Below are 17,085 nucleotides of genomic sequence, written 5' to 3'. Positions count from 1 at the left end.
TACACACCTGCTGCCACAGCCCGTGCCGGGGTGCCTCAAGATTCCTTTGGAATCAAGGGGTTCGGACACGGAAGCCGCAGGGAGGCCCAACCCCGGAACCATTGCCCTCACAGGCAGCCCGCCATTACCCAAAACCGGCGGCCGGTTCCTTATCAGGAGTTACTGCAATGCCCCAAGTCACCATGCGCCAGATGCTGGAAGCCGGCGTCCATTTCGGCCACCAGACCCGCTATTGGAACCCCAAGATGGCGCCGTACATCTTCGGCGCCCGCGGCAAGATCCACATCATCAACCTCGAGAAGACCGTTCCGCTGTTCGCCGACGCGATGAACTTCATCTCGGGTATCGCCCAGAGGCGCGGCATCGTCCTGTTCCTCGGCACCAAGCGCAGCGCGCGCGAGCCGATGAAGGAAGAAGCCATCCGCAGCGGCCAGCCGTACATGACCCAGCGCTGGCTGGGCGGCACCCTGACCAACTTCGCCACGGTGAAGAAGTCGGTGGCGCGCCTGAAGGAACTGGAAGCCGGCGAAACCGACGGCACCTTCGACAAGCTGGTCAAGCACGAAGTGCTGGGCCTGCGCCGCGAGCGCGAAAAGCTGTTCGCGTCGCTGGGCGGCATCAAGGACATGAATCGCCTGCCCGACGCGCTGTTCGTGATCGACATCGGCCATGAAGACATCGCCATCAAGGAAGCCAAGAAGCTCGGCATCCCGGTGATCGCCGTGGTCGACAGCAACTACGATCCGGCCCTGGTCGACTACCCGATCCCGGGCAACGACGACGCTATCCGCGCCGTGCAGCTGTACGCACGCGCCGCTGCCGACGCCGTGCTGGAAGGCAAGGCCGCCGCCCCCAATTCCGCCTCCGTGCGCGAAGAAGAGTTCGTAGAGCTGGGCGCCGATGGCAAGCCGGCCAACAAGGCACCGCGCGGCCGCGCACCGGCCAAGAAGGCTGCGGCTCCTGCCGAAGACCTGGCCCGCGCCGAGGCAGAAGTCGCCGAGAACGAAGCGGCCGACAAAGAAGCCGCCGAGTAATCACGGCGCAATGCAGCCGCGCCACGATGCGCGGCTGCATCGCTTTTTCCCTTCTCCCCTAGGGAGAAGGTGCCCGAAGGGCGGATGAGGGTACGGCGAAGTCCATGATGTCAGCGCTATGTGGACTCCGCCGTACCCTCGCCCCAACCCCTCTCCCGATAGGAGAGGGGCTTCCGTCGAAATCATTTTCATATTTACTGAGGTAATCCCGTGGAAATCACAGCTTCCCTGGTCAAGGAACTGCGCGAGCGCACCGGCGCCGGCATGATGGAGTGCAAGAAGGCGCTCACCGAAAACAGCGGCGACATCGACGTCTCCGCCGAGTGGCTGCGCAAGCAGGGCCTGGCCAAGGCCGACAAGAAGGCCGACCGTGTCGCCGCCGAAGGCCGCATCGCCGTGGCCCAGGCCGACGGCAAGGCGGTATTGGTCGAAATCAACTCCGAAACCGACTTCGTCGCCAAGGACACCAACTTCCTGACCTTCGCCGACTCGGTAGCCCAGGCCGCCCTGTCTTCCGGCGCCGTCGATGCCGAAGCCCTGAAGGCGGCCAAGGTCGCTTCCGGCGGGACCGTGGAGGAATCGCGCGCCGCGGCGATCGCCAAGCTCGGTGAGAACATCCTGATCCGTCGCCTGGCCCGCGTGGATAGCGCCAACAACGTCGCTGCCTACGTGCACGGCGGCCGTATCGGCGTGTTGGTCGAACTGAAGGGCGGCGATGCCGAACTGGCGCGCGGCCTGGCCATGCACGTGGCGGCGATGAACCCGCCCTACGTCAAGGCGAGCGACGTGCCGGCCGAATTCGTGGCCAAGGAAAAGGAAATCGAACTGGCTAAGATGACCGACAAGGACAAGGCCAAGCCGGCCGATATCCTTGAGAAGATCATCGGCGGCAAGATTGCCAAGATCGTCAACGAAGTCACCCTGTACGGCCAGCCTTACGTGCTGGACACCAACCAGAACGTCGAAGCCGTGCTGAAAGCCGCCGGCGCCGAAGTGGTTGGTTTCCAGCGCCTGGCCGTCGGCGAAGGCATCGAGAAGGTGGTGGAAGATTACGCCGCCGAAGTGATGAAGCAGGCCGGCCTGGCCTGATTCTCTTTCGCTACACGCGAATCAAAAAAGCCCGCAAGCGATTGCGGGCTTTTTTTATGCCTGCTTCGACGCGCCAAGCCAGCGCCGGGTTCATTCGCCCAGTCGATGCCGCAAGGGTTGCAACCAGGCCTCATAAGCGCGCCATTTTGGCGTCTCCCGCACCTGGATTCCTCCGCGCACCTGCACGGCGCTGGCGGTGACGATACCGCGTGTGCGCGACTGCAGCTGCAGCATCGAAGGTTCGAAAACTATCCCGATGAACTCACAGACCCGTCGAATCTCGCTCTCGGGTTCGCGGGTCAAACGCGCGTAATCGACATCCAAGATCCGCTCCGGGTAGCGCGCATGCCAATGCGCCATCAGCCGGCGGTATTCGTCGAAGAAGTCCGCCAGTTCGAGCTGGTCGTAGCTGTAGGGATTGGCGTCGGAGAACAGCTCGCGCAGGTTGGAAAAGCAGGTCTCCATGGGATCGCGGACCATGTGCAGGATCTTCGCTCCCGGCAGCGCCTCGCAGATGAAGCCCAGGTTGAGGAAGTTGGAGGGCAGCTTGTCGATGAAGTGCCCTTCCCTGCCCAGCCGCCACGCCATGCCATCCAGGTAACGCTCCCCTACCTCGCCGAAATCCACGCCCAACGCACGTTCGGCAATCGTCGTATCCATGACGCCCGCGCAATGGTGGTCGGTCGCGTAGCGCATCGCACTGGTGAAATCGTATAGCTCGCCCAGGCCTGCCACGTCGGAATGACCGTCAAGCAACTGCTCCAGCAGCGTGGTCCCGGAACGATGCATGCCCAGGATGAAGACCGGCGTCGCCGCGCGCGGATCGGGATGCGGCTGAACTGCGGTTCGCGGCTCGAAGCGGCGCAACGCGTCGAACATACGCGTGGTCTGCGCTTTGTCGTAGCGCAACGACGACCGCTTGCTGGCGCAACCCTGCTGCAGCGCGCCCCAGGCTTCGTCATGCCGACCCAGGTCATCGAGCTCTTTGTGCAAGGCGAAGGCGAGCAAGGCCTGATCCTGCGGCGAGCGCTGCGGCGCCTGCAATTGGGCGCGTATCTGGTTGACGTGATTGTCGTCCGCGAGCTGCCGGCGCACCTGCGATTGCAACCAGTAACCTTGCGCCAGCTGCGGCGCGCGCTTGAGCACGCGCGCGAGGTCTTGCCCGGCTTCCTCGAACCTGCCCAGGAACATCAGCACATGCGCACGCGAAAGCAGGGTCGGCGGATAGTCCGGATCGCCGCGCCTGGCTTCGTCGAGAAAAGCGATGGCTTCCCCGGGCAGGCCGGCGTAAGTCAGCTGCGCCGCGATGGTGATCAACATGGGAATCGGGATGCGCGACATCGGCAGCAGGCGCCGGATGTAGGCGGACATGGCGGGGACCTCGTTGAAGGTCCGTAGACGCGCCAGGAGCTCCTTCACTACTTCCGGTCGCTGGGTTGTTGGCGCGGCGCCGGCTTGTAGTGCGTATGCGTGCGCTGCGCGATAGTGGCCCGCCAAGGATTCCATATAGGACAGCTGCAACAGCAAGTCCGGATCGCCAGGCGATAACGCCAGCGCTTGCTGGTAGCAGGCCGCTGCACGCTCGAAGTCGCGCGCCACGGCATGGGACTGCGCGGCAGCCGACAGTTCCGCCACGCGCGTTGGGATCGGCTTGGCACTCATGCCGACGTCGCCGCGTCCGATTCCAGCAAGATCCGCAACGGTTCCAACTGCGCCGCGTACCGTTTCCAACCGCCGATGCTGCGGTCATGGATGGGCGATCTGACTTGCGAACTGCTGGCCGTGGAGACCGGCGCCGAGTTGGCGGTGATATCCAACATGCCCGGCACCGGTTCCAGTCCACAGAACTCCAATACCTCGTTCAAGGTGTCGCTGCCTTCACGGACCAGCGCCTCATAACGGACGACGTGCACCGAGTCCGGCGCAACGGACCGCCAGTGCCGCAAGAGCGCCGTGAATCCTCGATGGTGTGCCGCCAGGTCCTCCAGCGCATAGCTGTAGGGATAGGCGCCGCCTTCGAACATTTCCTTGAGGTTGGAGAAACAGGCGTCCATGGGGTCCCGCTGCAGGCACAGGACGCGCGCGTGAGGCAAAGCGCGCAAGATGAGGCCGATATTGAAGAAATTCTGCGGATTCTTGTCAACGAAGAAACGACTTCCGCCCGACAGTGGCGCTACCCGATCGACGTAGAGCTGGCCTGCCATGGCGTAGTCCACGTCCTGTAGCTTCTCCCATTTCGATTCCTGCAAACCGCCCCGGTAGAAATGATCGGATGCCTCGCTGATCGCCGCGTCGAAATCGTTGCGCTCCCCAACCGAGACGACGTCCGGATGGTTGCCGAGGATCCGGTCCAGCAGCGTCGTGCCGGTACGTGGCATGCCTACGATGAAGATCGGCGTCGGCTGGCCCTCCAGCGCATCGGCGCGTGACGCGGAAGCCGGAAGGTCTTGTTGCGACAATCGTTCGAACTGGCGCGCCTCCACCTGCCGGTCGTGGCGCAGCTTGTGGCGAACGATCGTGGCGCCCTCCTGCAGCGCGTTCCAGGCGCCTTGGGTTTCGCCCAGGTCGTCCAGTTCTTTGAATAATGCGTGGAGCAAGTGCGCCTGTTCCAGCGAGCCGGAGGGATGATGGGTCAACGCCACGCTGATCCGCTGCACGCGCGAGCCTGCCGGCCGAGCCGCCTGGTGGTAAGCCAGCGTCCGGTGCACATGCGGGTCATGCGGACTCAACTGAAGTGCGTACTCGTAATGCTCGGTGGCTTCGCGCAACCTGCCCAGCGAGCGCAGCACGTTGGCGCGGGTGTGGCTAAGTAGGGCATTGGGGCGCACCTTCTTGCCGGCCTGCGTCAGGAACTCCAACGCCTCAGCGTGCTTTCCCACCAGCCACAAGTGCTGCGCAAGCACGGGAGCTTGCTTCAATACCTCGGGGTCGGTCCAATCGAGCGACAGGATCAACCGCGCCACTTCCGCATCTTCGGCGAACGAGAGCAGACGCAAGGTGACGAATCCCACGTCCTTGCCTGTTCGCGTGGCGGAAATGACTTGGCCGGCCCGCATCGCATAGGCATGTGCGGCAACATATTGATCGGCGACCTGCGCAAAACGGGAAAGGCGCAGCAGCGGCACCACTTGCATCGGCTCTATCGCCAGCATGGCCTGGTAGGCGTCCTTGGCGGCGGCGATGTCTCCCGCCGCCTCGTGGCGGCGTGCTTCTTTCCAATGGGCCGAAAGCGCTTCGTTCATTGACAGCTTTGGTTATGGATTTGTGGCAAGCATATCCGCTGCGCCCATAGGTGGGGGGAGAAAAAAAAGCGGCCGCCCGAAGGCGGCCGATGAGAGAGATTCACTCGTTACTGTTATCTATCAGAAATCGTACTGGACCATGAAGCGAACCGACCGCGGCGCCTGGTAAGAACGCGGCAGTAGGTAGGTGCTCAACGGGTTGCCCGTCGCCGAGTCTTCAGCCACTTCGCTCACCGCAGTCACCTTCTGCGAATTGAAGATGTTGAACACGTCCATCTTGAACTGCAGACCCTTCGCGAACGACGGCCGATACGCCACGTTCAAGTCGAAGCTGGTGGTGGTCGGCAGGCGTCCGGCGGTGCCGCGGGGCACTGCCGTTACCGTCGAGTCGTCCGACGCGCCGTTCTCCGAGTGACTGCAACGCATAAAGCCCGAACCGTACGGATGCGGGTTGTAGTTGGTCACCACACCGACCGGCTCGAGCGGATTGCGGTCCAGCACGCCCAGGCAGTTGACGGGGCGTCCGGTTTGCACGATCAGGTTGCCGCCCAGCGACCATTGCTCATTGAAGTCGTAGTTGCCGAACACCTTCAACGCGTGGCGACGATCGTTGGGCAGGTAACCGAAGGTATCGACCGTCAATTCGATGTAGTCGAAATCCTGCGTGGTGTTGGTATCGCCTTGGCCGATATCGGACTTCACGCCGCCTTCGGTGTTGCCCTTGTTGTAGCCAAGCGTGTACGAAGCCTGGAAGAAGAACTTGTCCCAGCTGCCGTCGAGGAACAGTTCCAGCGCCTTGTAAGAACGCTTCGCCGGCGGGCTGAGGCGATCGCCTGCCACGTTGTAGGTGGTGTAAATCCCGTCGCCATTGAGATCGGTGACCAGCACCGCGTCTTCGCCCGGGTTGAACAACCGGCAGTACGGGAAGCCGGGGTTGGGCACGGTGTAGCTCAGACCATCGGCATCGGCCAGCTCGGTGATGGCGGTGTAGTCGCAGTTGTCGTCGATGGCCGCCTTCAACTTGCGGTAGATGCCGCGTGCGCCGAAGTTCAGGTGATCGGTCAAGGCGGTCTGGAAGCCCAGGATGAACTCGTCCTGATACATCGGATCCAGGTTCTTGCTGGCGATCGTGTTCGGATCGTGGGCGGTGCCGTCTTCACCATTGATCAGGCCCAGCGGATTGAGCGGGTTGATCAGGATGGGTGCGCCGGTGACCGGATCGACCCCGGAGAAGCGATTGTTGTTGCTGCGCTGATAGATCGAGGCGCTGGAACCGCGCACGGCCACGCTCGGAGTCAACGGCAGCGCATAGCGACCGGCATTACCGTAGATCTTCAGCGTCGAATCGCCGTTCACGTCCCAGGAGAAGCCAAGGCGCGGGCCGAACTGGTTCTCGATCTTGACGAAGGCCTGGCCGTTGGCGCCAAGGTTCTCGAACGTGTCCCAGCGGGCGCCGAGATAGGCCATGAAATTGTCGGTGATCTTCCAGCTGTCTTCGACGTAGTAAGCGCGCTGCTTGACCTCGATGGTGGTGCCGCGGGCGGTGGTCTGGCGGCGCACCACGTCGAACTCGTCGCCCGTGTTGGGGCGGCCGTCTGGGCCGTTGTTGGTCGAATAGCGCCACAGCCAACCGCCGACATTGGCTTCGCCGGCGACCGATTCGTAGTTGTCCACGTCCACGCCGAAGCGCAGCTGGTGCGGCCCGAGGATCCACTCCGCGTCGATGCGGTACTGGTCGCGGGTGTCCTTGTTGTTCGAGGCCTGCAGCAGCGCGCCATCGGTGAGGTTGCACAGGCTCCCATAGGCGCCGGTGACCTCTTTGCGATAGCCGGGGCGCACGTCCAGGATCACCGGGCAACCGCCCAGGGCCGTCGTGCCGTTGATGTCGGTCGTGTAAGCCGTGGTGATATCGCCGTTGTAACTGACAGTAGACCCGTCTGGGTTCTTCAAATGCTGGGCGCGCTTGAATTCGCCATGGCCATAGAGCGCGGTCAGGGTGAAGGCGTCGGTCAGGTAGCCGGTGTACTTAAGGACATAGTTGTTGCCACCCTGTTCGTCGAACACGGTGCCGACATAGTCGGTCCGGTCGACTTCGCCAACGGTGTTGTTGTAGACCCGTGTTTCGGTGTCTTGCTTGTCCGAGAAAGCGGTCAGTTCAAGCTTGTTGCTATCGTTGATGTTCCAGTCGAACTTCGCCAGCCAGGTCGGATTCTTGATTGCGCCGCTGCGGTTGGTGACCGCGTCCATATTGCCCCAGCCGTCGGTGTCGGTCTTGCCATAAGACAGCAAGCCATAGGCGAACAGTCGGTCCTGGATCAAGGCGCCACCGGCCCACACCGCACCGATCAACTCTTCCTGAGTGTCCTTGCTGTTGTTCTCGGCCACGTTGCCGAAATCGCCCGGCACCAGCGGATTGGAGAATTTGTAGTCTTCCACGTCCTCGCGCAACGACTTGGGCGACCAGAACACATTGGCGCCGGCCTTGAACTCATTGGTGCCGCGCTTGGTGATCTGGTTGACCACGCCACCCAGCGAACGGCCGAATTCCGCGCCGTAACCGCCGGTCTTAATCTGCTGCTCGGCGATCGCCTCGAACGGCACCTTGGAGAAATTGAGGCTGCGGAACGAGTTGGTGATGTTGAAACCGTTGATGTAGTACTGGTTCTCGGCGACGGACGAACCGCCGAAGGAGGCCAGGTTGCCGAAGGCGCCGTCGCCGCGGACCGTGCCGGGAGCCAGCAGCGCCACCGACGTGGTATCGCGCGGTACCGGGATCTTGGCGAGCTGCGCAGAAGTCAGAATGGTGGTGGATTCGACCGAGGAAACGTCGATGGGATTGACCACCGAGGCCGCGGTAACCGTTACCCGATCAAGAGTGGTGGCGCTGTCGCCGCCGCCGGCCGTAGTGAAGTTCACCGAGGTGCCGGTGCCGACGTTCACTGAGACCTCGCGCGTTGCGGTCGTTCCATCCGCACGCTGCAAGGTGATGCGGTAGGTTCCGGGCGCGAGGGACGGGACGCGGTAGGCGCCGTCGGCGCCAACCGAAATTTCACGGCTGAAACCGGTGGAGGGGTTCTCGACAAGAACCTTTTCCCCAGCGGTAGCCTGGCCGAACACCGCGCCGGAGGTGTTGGATTGTGCGTAGATCGTGGAGTTGAAACAGACCCCGAGCGCGACGGTAAGAGCGCTTCGACGAAGGGCCCGATTGAAGGTGCGTTTGGACACTGTGATTCCCCGCTATTAGGTTGATGTCACCAAGCAGCCGAACGGGCCGCTCTCCAGATAACCATGACTTTCGTCATATGACTTGGTCGTCCGTCTTAATAGCAGGTTAATCAAATGTTGAGATTAGGTTACGCAACGCTTTTGCAAAAATGAGACTTAAGTCACGTTTTTGATGGGAACTTTTCTCATCTTGCTGTTCTGATTTGCTACTCCTGGCAATAGCCCATTGTTCGATGCGCGAACAATTTCCCCGTCTTGGTGCAAAAATTCGTTTCAGAGCGCAACAAAAAAGCCGCGGCGGGCCGCGGCTTGGATCCCTTCGATGCGAACAGCGGCTTGCGCCAGATTCACTCCTTGGCCTGGAACACCACCTCCTCATAAGGCTGCACCACCACCCAGCCCTCGCCCGCGAACTTCAGCTGCACGCTTTCGCCCGAGCCGCGGCCCAGCAACGTGCCCAGGGAAATATCGGTGACGATTTCCGGGGTCAGGCCGCCCGACCAGGCGACAGTGGCGTTGGGATCGGTGAACACTGGGCCGGTCTGCGCGTTGACCGGCAGCGTCAGCGGCTCGTAGTGCGAAGTGATGGCGACGATGCCGTTGCCGCTCAGGCGTACATTGAACAGGCCGCCGGAAAGCATGCCGGCCACCTTGCGCATCATGGTGATCTTGCTTTCGATGCCCGACTCTACCGCCAGCACGTCGTTGCCGTTGACGAAGATCGCTTCGCCGGCCAGGCGCAGCAGAGTGATCTTCTTGCCGCCATCGGCCAGGTACACGCGGCCCTCGCCTTCCACCTTCATCAGCTGCATGCCTTCGCCGCTGACCATCTTCTTCAGCAGATTGCCCAGACCCTGCTCCATGATGCCTTGGCGGGTGAACTTCACGTTGCCCTTGCGCGCCACCATGGATCCGGCCTTGGCCCAGACCATGCCGTTGAGGCGCACCTCGAGCATGTGCGCACTTTCCAGTTCGAAAGCATCGCTGCTGACGTCCTTCTCCTTCGACGACGCCAGGAACTCCTGCAGGGTACGCACACTCATATCTACTCCTTGATGATGGACGGGCGACGATTCGCCACGGTGGCCATAATAAGTCCTTCCTATCTTGGAGTTTCGCCATGGTCGGCATCATCCGCATTCCGCACGACATCATGGGCAACACCCCAGAACACGTGGCCAGCGAACGCGTAGTCGCGGGCACGCCGATGCAGACGGTCGCCAACGCCTATTCGGATGCGGGCAATGCCTTCCATTGCGGCATTTGGGAAGGCGAAGTGGGCGCGTGGCGTGTCAGCTATGCCGAGCACGAGTTCTGCCATCTGCTGGCCGGGTGCGTGCGCCTGATCGGCGACGATGCCAGCGAAACCACGCTGCGGGCGGGCGATAGTTTCGTCATTCCCGCCGGTTTCGAAGGGATATGGGAAGTATTGGAACCCGCACGCAAACTCTATGCGGTATACGAACCCAAACCTGACGATGGGCATGCGCTCGGCTAGAATGAGCCCGCCGACACCCCACGCCCAGAGATATCCATGACTGCTCCCCTCGCCTATCGCCGCATCCTGCTGAAACTTTCCGGCGAAGCTTTGATGGGGGCCGAAGACTACGGAATCGATCCGGCGGTGATCGGGCGCATCGCCCGCGAGATCATCGAAGCGCGCGAAGCGGGCGCCGAGATCGGCTTGGTGATCGGCGGCGGCAACATCTTCCGCGGCGCCGGCCTGGCCGCCAGCGGCATGGACCGGGTCACCGGCGACCAGATGGGCATGCTGGCCACGGTGATCAACGCGCTGGCCATGCAGGATGCGCTGGAAAAACTCGGCGCGCGCGTGCGGGTGATGAGCGCATTGAAGATCAACGACGTGTGCGAGGACTACATCCGCCGCCGCGCCGTGCGCCATCTGGAGAAGGGCCGCATCGCGATCTTCGCCGCGGGTACCGGCAATCCCTTCTTCACCACCGACTCGGGCGCGGCCTTGCGCGCGATCGAGATCGGCGCCGATCTGCTGCTGAAAGCGACCAAGGTCGACGGCGTATACGACCGCGACCCGGGCAAGTTCCCCGATGCGGTGCGCTTCGACCAGTTGACCTACGACGAGGTCCTGAGCCGCGACCTGCAGGTCATGGATACCGCCGCTTTCGCCCTGTGCCGCGACAGCGATGTGCCCTTGCGCATCTACGACCTGTCGGTACCGGGCAACCTGATGCGAATCCTGCGTGGCGAGAACATCGGCACCTTGGTCAAGGGACGGAGCTGAGGCCGCGAGCTAGCGAGATTTTGCTTTGCCCCCTTTGGAAAAGGGGGAGGCAGTAGTCCGATTCTCGATGTAATTGTGTCCGCCAAGCCGCATTAGCCAGGCTATCGCACATGGCACACACCCACTCCCACGGTTCCGCTACGCAAGCCTTCGGCTGGGCCATTGTGGTCAATCTGGCTTATACGGCCCTGGAAGCGGGCTACGGTTTCCATACCAACTCGCTGGCCCTGCTTTCCGACGCCCTGCATAACCTTGGGGATGTCCTCGGCTTGGGCCTGGCCTGGGCGGCGGCCAAACTGGCGCAACGCCCTCCCACCCAAAGCCACACCTACGGATGGCGCCGCGCGACCTTGCTCTCGCCACTGGCAAATTCCATCCTTTTGATGGTGTTCTCCGGTGCCCTGGGCTGGGAAGCCATCCGGCGCTTCAGTGCACCGCCCTCTATCCCCGCCCTACCGATAATGGTGGTCGCAGGGATAGGGATTTTCGTGAATCTGGGCGCGGCTTGGTTGCTGCGCGACGGGCATGGGCATGACCTGAACAAGCGCGGCGCATTCCTGCATCTGATTGCCGATGCGGCGGTCTCGCTGGCCGCGGTGCTGGCGGGCACTGGCATGATGGCGTTCGGATGGGCCTGGCTGGATCCTGCCATCGCCCTGCTGGTAGGTGTGGTGATTGCGGTCGGCACCTTCGGCCTGCTGCGCGACAGCTTCAACGCGGCCATGGACGCGGTGCCCGCCAATATCGACCAGTCGGAAGTGCAGGCCTTCCTCTCGTCCCAACCCGGCGTGCAGGCGGTCCATCACCTGCACATCTGGCCGCTGGGCGCGAACGAGATCGCCCTTACCGCGCATCTGGTGCGTCCGGAAGACCAGGACCACGACGCTTTCATCGATGCCACCACGCATGCGCTGGACCACCGTTTCGGCATCAACCACGCCACCCTGCAGATCGAACGCGGCATGGCCTGCGGGCACGACCTGCATGATGCCGCGCCGCATCATTCGCACTGAGCGCAGCAGCCCGGCCACCTGGGGTCCCAACCGGTCCAGCAGGCAAACCCCGTATAATCAGGGGTTCGTAGAAACTGCTATGGAATCCGGCGATGCTCAACGAAATCAAGAAAGACGCGCAGGCGCGCATGGCCAAGAGCATCGAGGCGCTGCGTCACGACCTGACCAAACTGCGCACCGGCCGCGCCACCACCGCGCTGGTCGATCATTTGAAGGTCAACTACTACGGTTCCGACATGCCGCTGACCCAGGTCGCCAGCGTGACGGTGACCGATGCGCGTTCGCTCACGATCAGCCCGTGGGAAAAGCAGATGGTCTCGGCAGTGGAGAAGGCGATCCTGGCCTCGGACCTGGGTCTGACCCCGAACACCGCTGGCACGGTGATCCGCATCAATATCCCGGCGCTGACCGAAGAACGTCGCCGCGACCTGTCCAAACACGTGCATGGCGAAGGCGAGAACGCCAAGATCGCCATCCGCAACATCCGCCGTGACGCGAACCAGCAGGTCAAGGACCTGTTGAAGGAAAAGCAGATCACCGAGGATGAGGAGCGCCAGAACCAGGACGAGATCCAGAAGCTCACCGACAAGGCGATCAAGGACGTCGATGAGGTGGTGAAGGCGAAAGAGCAGGAACTGATGTCCGTTTGATGCAGTCGCAGATAGGGCCTGTTAACGCCACTGGGATAGGCCACGCCGCCCCTGAGTGCGCGCGGGGCAAGGAAGAATGAGGAAACGTATGTCGATACGCGACCGAATGATGACGCGGCCCCGTGCGCACTCAGGGGCGGCCCTTCGGGTTGCTATGCGCAGGCCGCCAGACGCCCGCGCGCGGCTTGAACAGGCGGCCTGCTTCGGGCAGGCAATTGCCTGCCCACTACGCCACGCACGAACGCCTGGCGGCCTGCGCATAGCAACGTGGCCTATCCCAGTGGCGTTAACAGGCCCTCGATGACTGCCATGCCGCCCACATCCGCCTCCGTTCCACGTCACCTCGCCGTCATCATGGACGGCAACGGACGGTGGGCGGAGCGTCGTCGGCGTCCGCGCATCATCGGCCACCGCGCCGGCGCGCGTGCGGTCAACGTTTGCATCGATTTCTGCCTCGAACGCGGTGTGCGCGCACTGACCCTGTTCGCCTTCTCCAGCGAAAACTGGGGACGGCCGCAGGAAGAAGTCGGCGCGTTGATGAAGCTTTTCATGAATGCGCTGGACCGCGAAGTGGAGGAACTGAACCGCCGCGGCGTGCGCATACGCTTCATCGGCGAACGCGAACGCTTCTCCGCCGGCATCCGCGAACGCATGGACGCCGCCGAGAACCAGACCCGCGCCAATAGCCGGCTGGACCTGGTGATCGCGGCCAGCTATGGCGGCCGGCAGGACATCGCCCTGGCTGCGCGCGCGCTGGCGATCGACGTCGCTGCGGGCCGGTTGCGCGCGGAGGACATCGACGAAGCGGCGATCGCTTCGAAAATGGCGCTGGCCGACCTGCCGCCGCCCGATCTTTTCATCCGTACCGGCGGCGACCAGCGCATCAGCAATTTCCTGCTATGGCAGCTGGCCTATACCGAGCTCTGGTTCACCGAACTGCTGTGGCCGGAACTGGATGCCGCCACCCTGCAGCTGGCAATAGACGACTATGCGCGGCGCGAACGCCGTTTTGGCCTGACCAGCGCGCAAGTAGCCGACGCTGCACCGGAGAATTCACCCGCATGACCAGAACCCGAATCATCGCCGCGCTGGTCATGGCGCCGTTCGCCATCGCCGCGATCCTGTTCCTGCCCACGCAATGGTTGTCCGCGGTGGTGGCGCTGGTGTTCCTGATCGGGCTGTGGGAGTGGTTCAAGCTCGCGGAAATCGACGACACCTTGTCGCGCACCTTGCTGCTCATCGCGAACCTGATGTTGATGGTGCTGCTGCTGTGGGCTTCGCGCACCGGCGCCGGACTTTCGCCGGCGCTGTTCCAGATCGTCGTCCTGGCCGGCGTCGGCTGGTGGTTCCTGTCGCTGTTGTGGCTGCGGTTCTTCAATTTCGCTTCCGACCACGAGACCTACGGTCGGGTCTTCAAGCTGGCTGCCGGCACGCTTGCGGTGATCCCCGCCTGGTGCGCGCTTTGCCTGATCCACTCCGACAACTTCCAAACGCCTGCCGCCGACAGCGTCGACAACCTGCGCGGACATCTCTGGCTGCTTGCGGCGTTGGTGATCGTGTGGGCCGCGGACAGCGGCGCCTATTTCGCCGGCCGCCACTTCGGCGGCAGACTGTTTGGAAGCCGCAAGCTGGCCCCGCGCATCAGCCCCAACAAGACCATCGAAGGCTTGCTGGGAGGACTGTTGGCCGGTATCGCGGCGGGCTTGCTGTTCGCAGCGTTCGCCGGGCTGACCCCGCCACAAGTTCCGGCTTTCGTCATGGTGGCCACCGTCACCGTGTTGTTCTCGGTAGCGGGCGATTTGTTCGAGAGCTTGCTGAAGCGCCACGTCGGCGCCAAGGATTCGGGCAATCTGATTCCCGGGCACGGCGGTATTCTGGACCGCCTCGACGGCGTGTTGGCGGCATTGCCGATCTTCGCGCTGGGCAAGGAACTGTCCGGCTTCTGACATGACGTCCGTACGCACCATTGCGGTATTGGGGGCCACCGGCTCGATCGGCGCTTCGGCGCTGGACGTGATTGCGCGCCATCCCGACCGACTGCGGACTTCGGTGCTGAGCGCAGGCACCCAGGTGGACGCGCTGCTTGCGCTTTGCGCTTCCCACCGTCCCGCCCACGCGGTCATCGCCGACGAGTCCTGTTTCGCAGCGTTGCGCGACGGATTGCGCGATGCCGGATTGGCCACCCAGGCGCATACCGGAGAAGCCGCGCTTGAAGCCCTGGTTGCGGGCGATGCTTGCGATACGGTGATTGCCGCGATCGTCGGCGCGGCCGGTCTGCGTTCCACCCTGGCCGCGGCACGCGCAGGCAAGCGCCTGCTGCTGGCCAACAAGGAGTCGCTGGTGCTGGCCGGGGAGCTGCTCATGGCCGCGGCGAACGGCGCAAATGCCGAAATCATCCCCATCGACAGCGAACACAACGCCGTCTTCCAGTGTCTGCGTTCACGCCAGACTCAGGGCGATGTGCGGCGCATCGTGCTCACCGCGTCCGGCGGGCCTTTCCGGGGACGCAGCCGCGAGTCGCTGGCCTCGGTCACACGCGAACAGGCCATTGCCCATCCCAAGTGGTCGATGGGCCCCAAGATCTCGGTCGATTCGGCCACTCTGATGAACAAGGGCCTGGAACTGATAGAAGCCCATCATCTATTCGATATTCCCGGCGAAAAGCTGGGCGTGCTGGTGCATCCGCAAAGCCTGGTGCATTCGCTGGTGGAATTCGTGGATGGTTCCACGCTAGCTCAACTAGGCTTACCCGACATGCGCACCTCGCTGGCGGTGGGTCTGGGCTGGCCGCAACGGATCGAATCGGGCGTGGCTGGACTGGACCTGCTGGCCCAGGGCCGGCTGGATTTCGAAGCGCCCGACACCGAGGCATTTCCCTGCCTGCGCCTGGCCTGGCAGGCGCTGGAAGCCGGCGGCACCGCTCCGGCCGTGCTGAACGCAGCGAACGAAGTCGCTGTTTCAGCCTTTCTTCAGGGCCGAATCGGTTTCCTAGCCATTCCTGCGCTGGTCGAGGACGCTCTCGCCCGGTTGCCAGCCGCCCCGGCCGAGTCGCTGGAAGCGCTGCTGGCAACGGATGCGCAGGCACGCCGTCTCACCGAACATGCCGTCTCACAGCTAGCGCAATCACAGGCCATACCCACCCCGCATGAGTGACATCGTTGGCTCAATCTGGTGGATGGTCGTGGCCCTGGGCGTCCTGGTGACGTTCCATGAATTCGGTCATTACTGGGTGGCCAAGCGCTGCGGCGTAAAGGTGCTGCGCTTCTCGGTAGGATTCGGCAAGCCACTGTGGTCGCGTACCGATCGCCATGGAACCGAGTTCGCCATCGCCGCTATCCCGCTGGGCGGCTACGTGAAGATGTTGGACGAAGCCGAAGGCGACGTGCCCGCCTCCGAACTGCCGCAGGCCTTCAACCGCAAGCCGGTCCTGCAACGCATCGCCATCGTGGCGGCCGGACCCATCGCCAATCTGGTGCTGTGCGTGGCGCTGCTTTGGGCGATGTTCGTGATCGGGCGGCAAGACTACAGCGCCACGGTCGGCCAGGCGCGCGGCTTGGCCGCCAAGGCCGGCTTCGTGGCCGGGGACAGAATCCAGGCGGTCGATGGCCAGACCATCAACACCTGGGGCGATGCGCTGCAGGCCATGACCACGGCGGCGATGGACCGCCATGACCCGCAGATCCTGGTTTCCGACCGGATGGGCGTGGAACACACCCGTAGCCTTTCCCTTTCGGATCTGCCCGCAGGATTCGACCAGGAGAATGTGGCCGGGCTTGCCGGCTTCGCCTGGCAACACCAGCTGGCCCCGGCCCTGGTCGAAAAGACCCAGCCCGGCTCCCCCGCCTCCAAAGTCCTGATAGCTGGCGACCTGATCACCGCGGTGGATGGCGACCCGGTCCGCAGCTTCGGCGATATCTCGCCGCTGGTGCAGAAACTGGGGGCTCGGGGCGGCGTCGCCATGATCGAGGTTGAACGAAACGGCGAACGTCTGGCGCTCGACATTCAGCCGGTGTGGACGCACGACCAGGACTCAGGCAAGGAATATTGGACCCTGGGCATTCCCCCCCCGACCCAGCTCAAACCCGCGCCTTACGACGCTAAGCAGCAATTCGGCCCATTGGCCGCGATCCCCGCCGCATTCAGGGAAACCGGCAAGCTGGCTTCCGGCTCGCTGGGCATGATCCGTCGCATGTTGACGGGTCAGGCATCTATCAAGAACATCTCCGGCCCCATCACCATCGCCCAGGTGGCCAATGCGACGGCCAAACGCGGGATCGACTGGTTCCTGTATTTCCTGGCTTTGCTGTCGCTCAGCCTGGCCATCATCAACCTGATGCCGATACCGGTCTTGGACGGCGGGCACCTGCTGTATTACCTTATAGAGTTGGTCAAAGGCAGTCCGCTGAGCGAGCGCGCCATGGCCACCGGGCAATATGTGGGTCTGGCCATGCTGGCGAGCCTGATGGGTCTGGCGTTCTACAACGACATTTTCCGCCTGGTGACTTGATGGCCTTGCTTCCCCGGTTTTTCCCGGCCCGCTTTTCCCTGGCTTTGCCGCCGGCAGCATTCCGG

Annotated in this window: 14 protein-coding genes; 10 read left to right on the top strand and 4 right to left on the bottom strand. The window is 63.2% G+C overall.

The window, feature by feature from the left end; translation table 11 throughout:
• Window positions 1-167 precede the first annotated feature (167 nt).
• Together rpsB and tsf are read left to right on the top strand one after the other, a co-directional pair.
• Window positions 168-1,034, top strand: coding sequence for a 30S ribosomal protein S2 (gene rpsB, locus J2W94_RS02370; RefSeq protein WP_310090030.1), 867 nt, complete (start codon window positions 168-170; stop codon window positions 1,032-1,034).
• A gap of 210 nt (window positions 1,035-1,244) precedes the next feature.
• Window positions 1,245-2,123, top strand: coding sequence for a translation elongation factor Ts (gene tsf / locus J2W94_RS02365; RefSeq protein WP_310090028.1), 879 nt, complete (start codon window positions 1,245-1,247; stop codon window positions 2,121-2,123).
• A 90-nt stretch (window positions 2,124-2,213) separates the two neighbouring features.
• Here the strand turns inward: tsf and J2W94_RS02360 are convergent, their stop codons facing one another.
• From J2W94_RS02360 to J2W94_RS02345, 4 genes are all read right to left on the bottom strand, one after another.
• Window positions 2,214-3,785, bottom strand: coding sequence for a tetratricopeptide repeat-containing sulfotransferase family protein (locus J2W94_RS02360; protein WP_310090027.1), 1,572 nt, complete (start codon window positions 3,783-3,785; stop codon window positions 2,214-2,216).
• Window positions 3,782-5,365, bottom strand: a complete 1,584-nt coding sequence (locus tag J2W94_RS02355) for a tetratricopeptide repeat-containing sulfotransferase family protein (protein WP_310090026.1) — start codon at window positions 5,363-5,365, stop codon at window positions 3,782-3,784. The genes J2W94_RS02360 and J2W94_RS02355 overlap by 4 nt, the downstream gene beginning before the upstream one ends.
• A 120-nt stretch (window positions 5,366-5,485) precedes the next feature.
• A complete protein-coding gene (locus tag J2W94_RS02350) occupies window positions 5,486-8,590 on the bottom strand; it encodes a TonB-dependent receptor (RefSeq protein WP_310090025.1) in 3,105 nt (1,034 codons plus the stop codon).
• 347 nt (window positions 8,591-8,937) lie between these two features.
• On the bottom strand, window positions 8,938-9,633 hold the full coding sequence (locus tag J2W94_RS02345; protein WP_310090024.1) for an AIM24 family protein: 696 nt from the start codon (window positions 9,631-9,633) through the stop codon (window positions 8,938-8,940).
• Window positions 9,634-9,710: 77 nt separating this feature from the next.
• Here J2W94_RS02345 and J2W94_RS02340 point away from each other — a divergent pair, with 77 nt between their 5' ends.
• The 8 genes from J2W94_RS02340 to rseP all read left to right on the top strand — a co-directional run bounded on the left by J2W94_RS02340 (window position 9,711) and on the right by rseP (window position 17,020).
• Window positions 9,711-10,088, top strand: a complete 378-nt coding sequence (locus J2W94_RS02340) for a cupin domain-containing protein (RefSeq protein WP_310090023.1) — start codon at window positions 9,711-9,713, stop codon at window positions 10,086-10,088.
• Between the two features lie 36 nt (window positions 10,089-10,124).
• On the top strand, window positions 10,125-10,850 hold the full coding sequence (gene pyrH / locus J2W94_RS02335) for a UMP kinase (protein ID WP_163840537.1): 726 nt from the start codon (window positions 10,125-10,127) through the stop codon (window positions 10,848-10,850).
• A 110-nt stretch (window positions 10,851-10,960) separates the two neighbouring features.
• The gene (locus J2W94_RS02330) at window positions 10,961-11,863 is read left to right on the top strand and encodes a cation diffusion facilitator family transporter (RefSeq protein WP_310090022.1); all 903 of its coding nucleotides are present in this window, start codon (window positions 10,961-10,963) and stop codon (window positions 11,861-11,863) included.
• A gap of 92 nt (window positions 11,864-11,955) precedes the next feature.
• The gene (gene frr, locus J2W94_RS02325) at window positions 11,956-12,513 is read left to right on the top strand and encodes a ribosome recycling factor (protein ID WP_310090021.1); all 558 of its coding nucleotides are present in this window, start codon (window positions 11,956-11,958) and stop codon (window positions 12,511-12,513) included.
• Window positions 12,514-12,822: 309 nt separating this feature from the next.
• On the top strand, window positions 12,823-13,578 hold the full coding sequence (gene uppS, locus J2W94_RS02320; RefSeq protein WP_310090020.1) for a polyprenyl diphosphate synthase: 756 nt from the start codon (window positions 12,823-12,825) through the stop codon (window positions 13,576-13,578).
• Window positions 13,575-14,459: a phosphatidate cytidylyltransferase gene (locus tag J2W94_RS02315; protein WP_310090019.1), complete on the top strand. Its 885-nt coding sequence runs from the start codon at window positions 13,575-13,577 to the stop codon at window positions 14,457-14,459. Before uppS ends, J2W94_RS02315 begins: the two co-directional genes overlap by 4 nt.
• A 1-nt stretch (window position 14,460) precedes the next feature.
• A complete protein-coding gene (locus J2W94_RS02310; RefSeq protein WP_310090018.1) occupies window positions 14,461-15,666 on the top strand; it encodes a 1-deoxy-D-xylulose-5-phosphate reductoisomerase in 1,206 nt (401 codons plus the stop codon).
• On the top strand, window positions 15,659-17,020 hold the full coding sequence (gene rseP, locus J2W94_RS02305; RefSeq protein WP_310090017.1) for an RIP metalloprotease RseP: 1,362 nt from the start codon (window positions 15,659-15,661) through the stop codon (window positions 17,018-17,020). The genes J2W94_RS02310 and rseP overlap by 8 nt, the downstream gene beginning before the upstream one ends.
• The last annotated feature ends 65 nt before the right edge of the window (window positions 17,021-17,085 follow it).

Source organism: Pseudoxanthomonas sacheonensis, from assembly GCF_031455975.1.
GTDB lineage: Bacteria > Pseudomonadota > Gammaproteobacteria > Xanthomonadales > Xanthomonadaceae > Pseudoxanthomonas_A > Pseudoxanthomonas_A sacheonensis_A.
This window is presented reverse-complemented; position numbering and strand designations above follow the sequence as displayed.

Excerpts from the sequence above, each read along its gene's own strand:
- J2W94_RS02310 (WP_310090018.1), top strand. The coding sequence starts at position 14,461 with ATGACGTCCGTACGCACCATTGCGGTATTGGGGGCCACCGGCTCGATC.
- rpsB (WP_310090030.1), top strand. The coding sequence starts at position 168 with ATGCCCCAAGTCACCATGCGCCAGATGCTGGAAGCCGGCGTCCATTTC.
- pyrH (WP_163840537.1), top strand. The coding sequence starts at position 10,125 with ATGACTGCTCCCCTCGCCTATCGCCGCATCCTGCTGAAACTTTCCGGC.
- J2W94_RS02360 (WP_310090027.1), bottom strand. The coding sequence starts at position 3,785 with ATGAGTGCCAAGCCGATCCCAACGCGCGTGGCGGAACTGTCGGCTGCC.
- uppS (WP_310090020.1), top strand. The coding sequence starts at position 12,823 with ATGCCGCCCACATCCGCCTCCGTTCCACGTCACCTCGCCGTCATCATG.
- J2W94_RS02345 (WP_310090024.1), bottom strand. The coding sequence starts at position 9,633 with ATGAGTGTGCGTACCCTGCAGGAGTTCCTGGCGTCGTCGAAGGAGAAG.
- J2W94_RS02340 (WP_310090023.1), top strand. The coding sequence starts at position 9,711 with ATGGTCGGCATCATCCGCATTCCGCACGACATCATGGGCAACACCCCA.
- rseP (WP_310090017.1), top strand. The coding sequence starts at position 15,659 with ATGAGTGACATCGTTGGCTCAATCTGGTGGATGGTCGTGGCCCTGGGC.
- J2W94_RS02355 (WP_310090026.1), bottom strand. The coding sequence starts at position 5,365 with ATGAACGAAGCGCTTTCGGCCCATTGGAAAGAAGCACGCCGCCACGAG.
- J2W94_RS02330 (WP_310090022.1), top strand. The coding sequence starts at position 10,961 with ATGGCACACACCCACTCCCACGGTTCCGCTACGCAAGCCTTCGGCTGG.
- J2W94_RS02315 (WP_310090019.1), top strand. The coding sequence starts at position 13,575 with ATGACCAGAACCCGAATCATCGCCGCGCTGGTCATGGCGCCGTTCGCC.
- frr (WP_310090021.1), top strand. The coding sequence starts at position 11,956 with ATGCTCAACGAAATCAAGAAAGACGCGCAGGCGCGCATGGCCAAGAGC.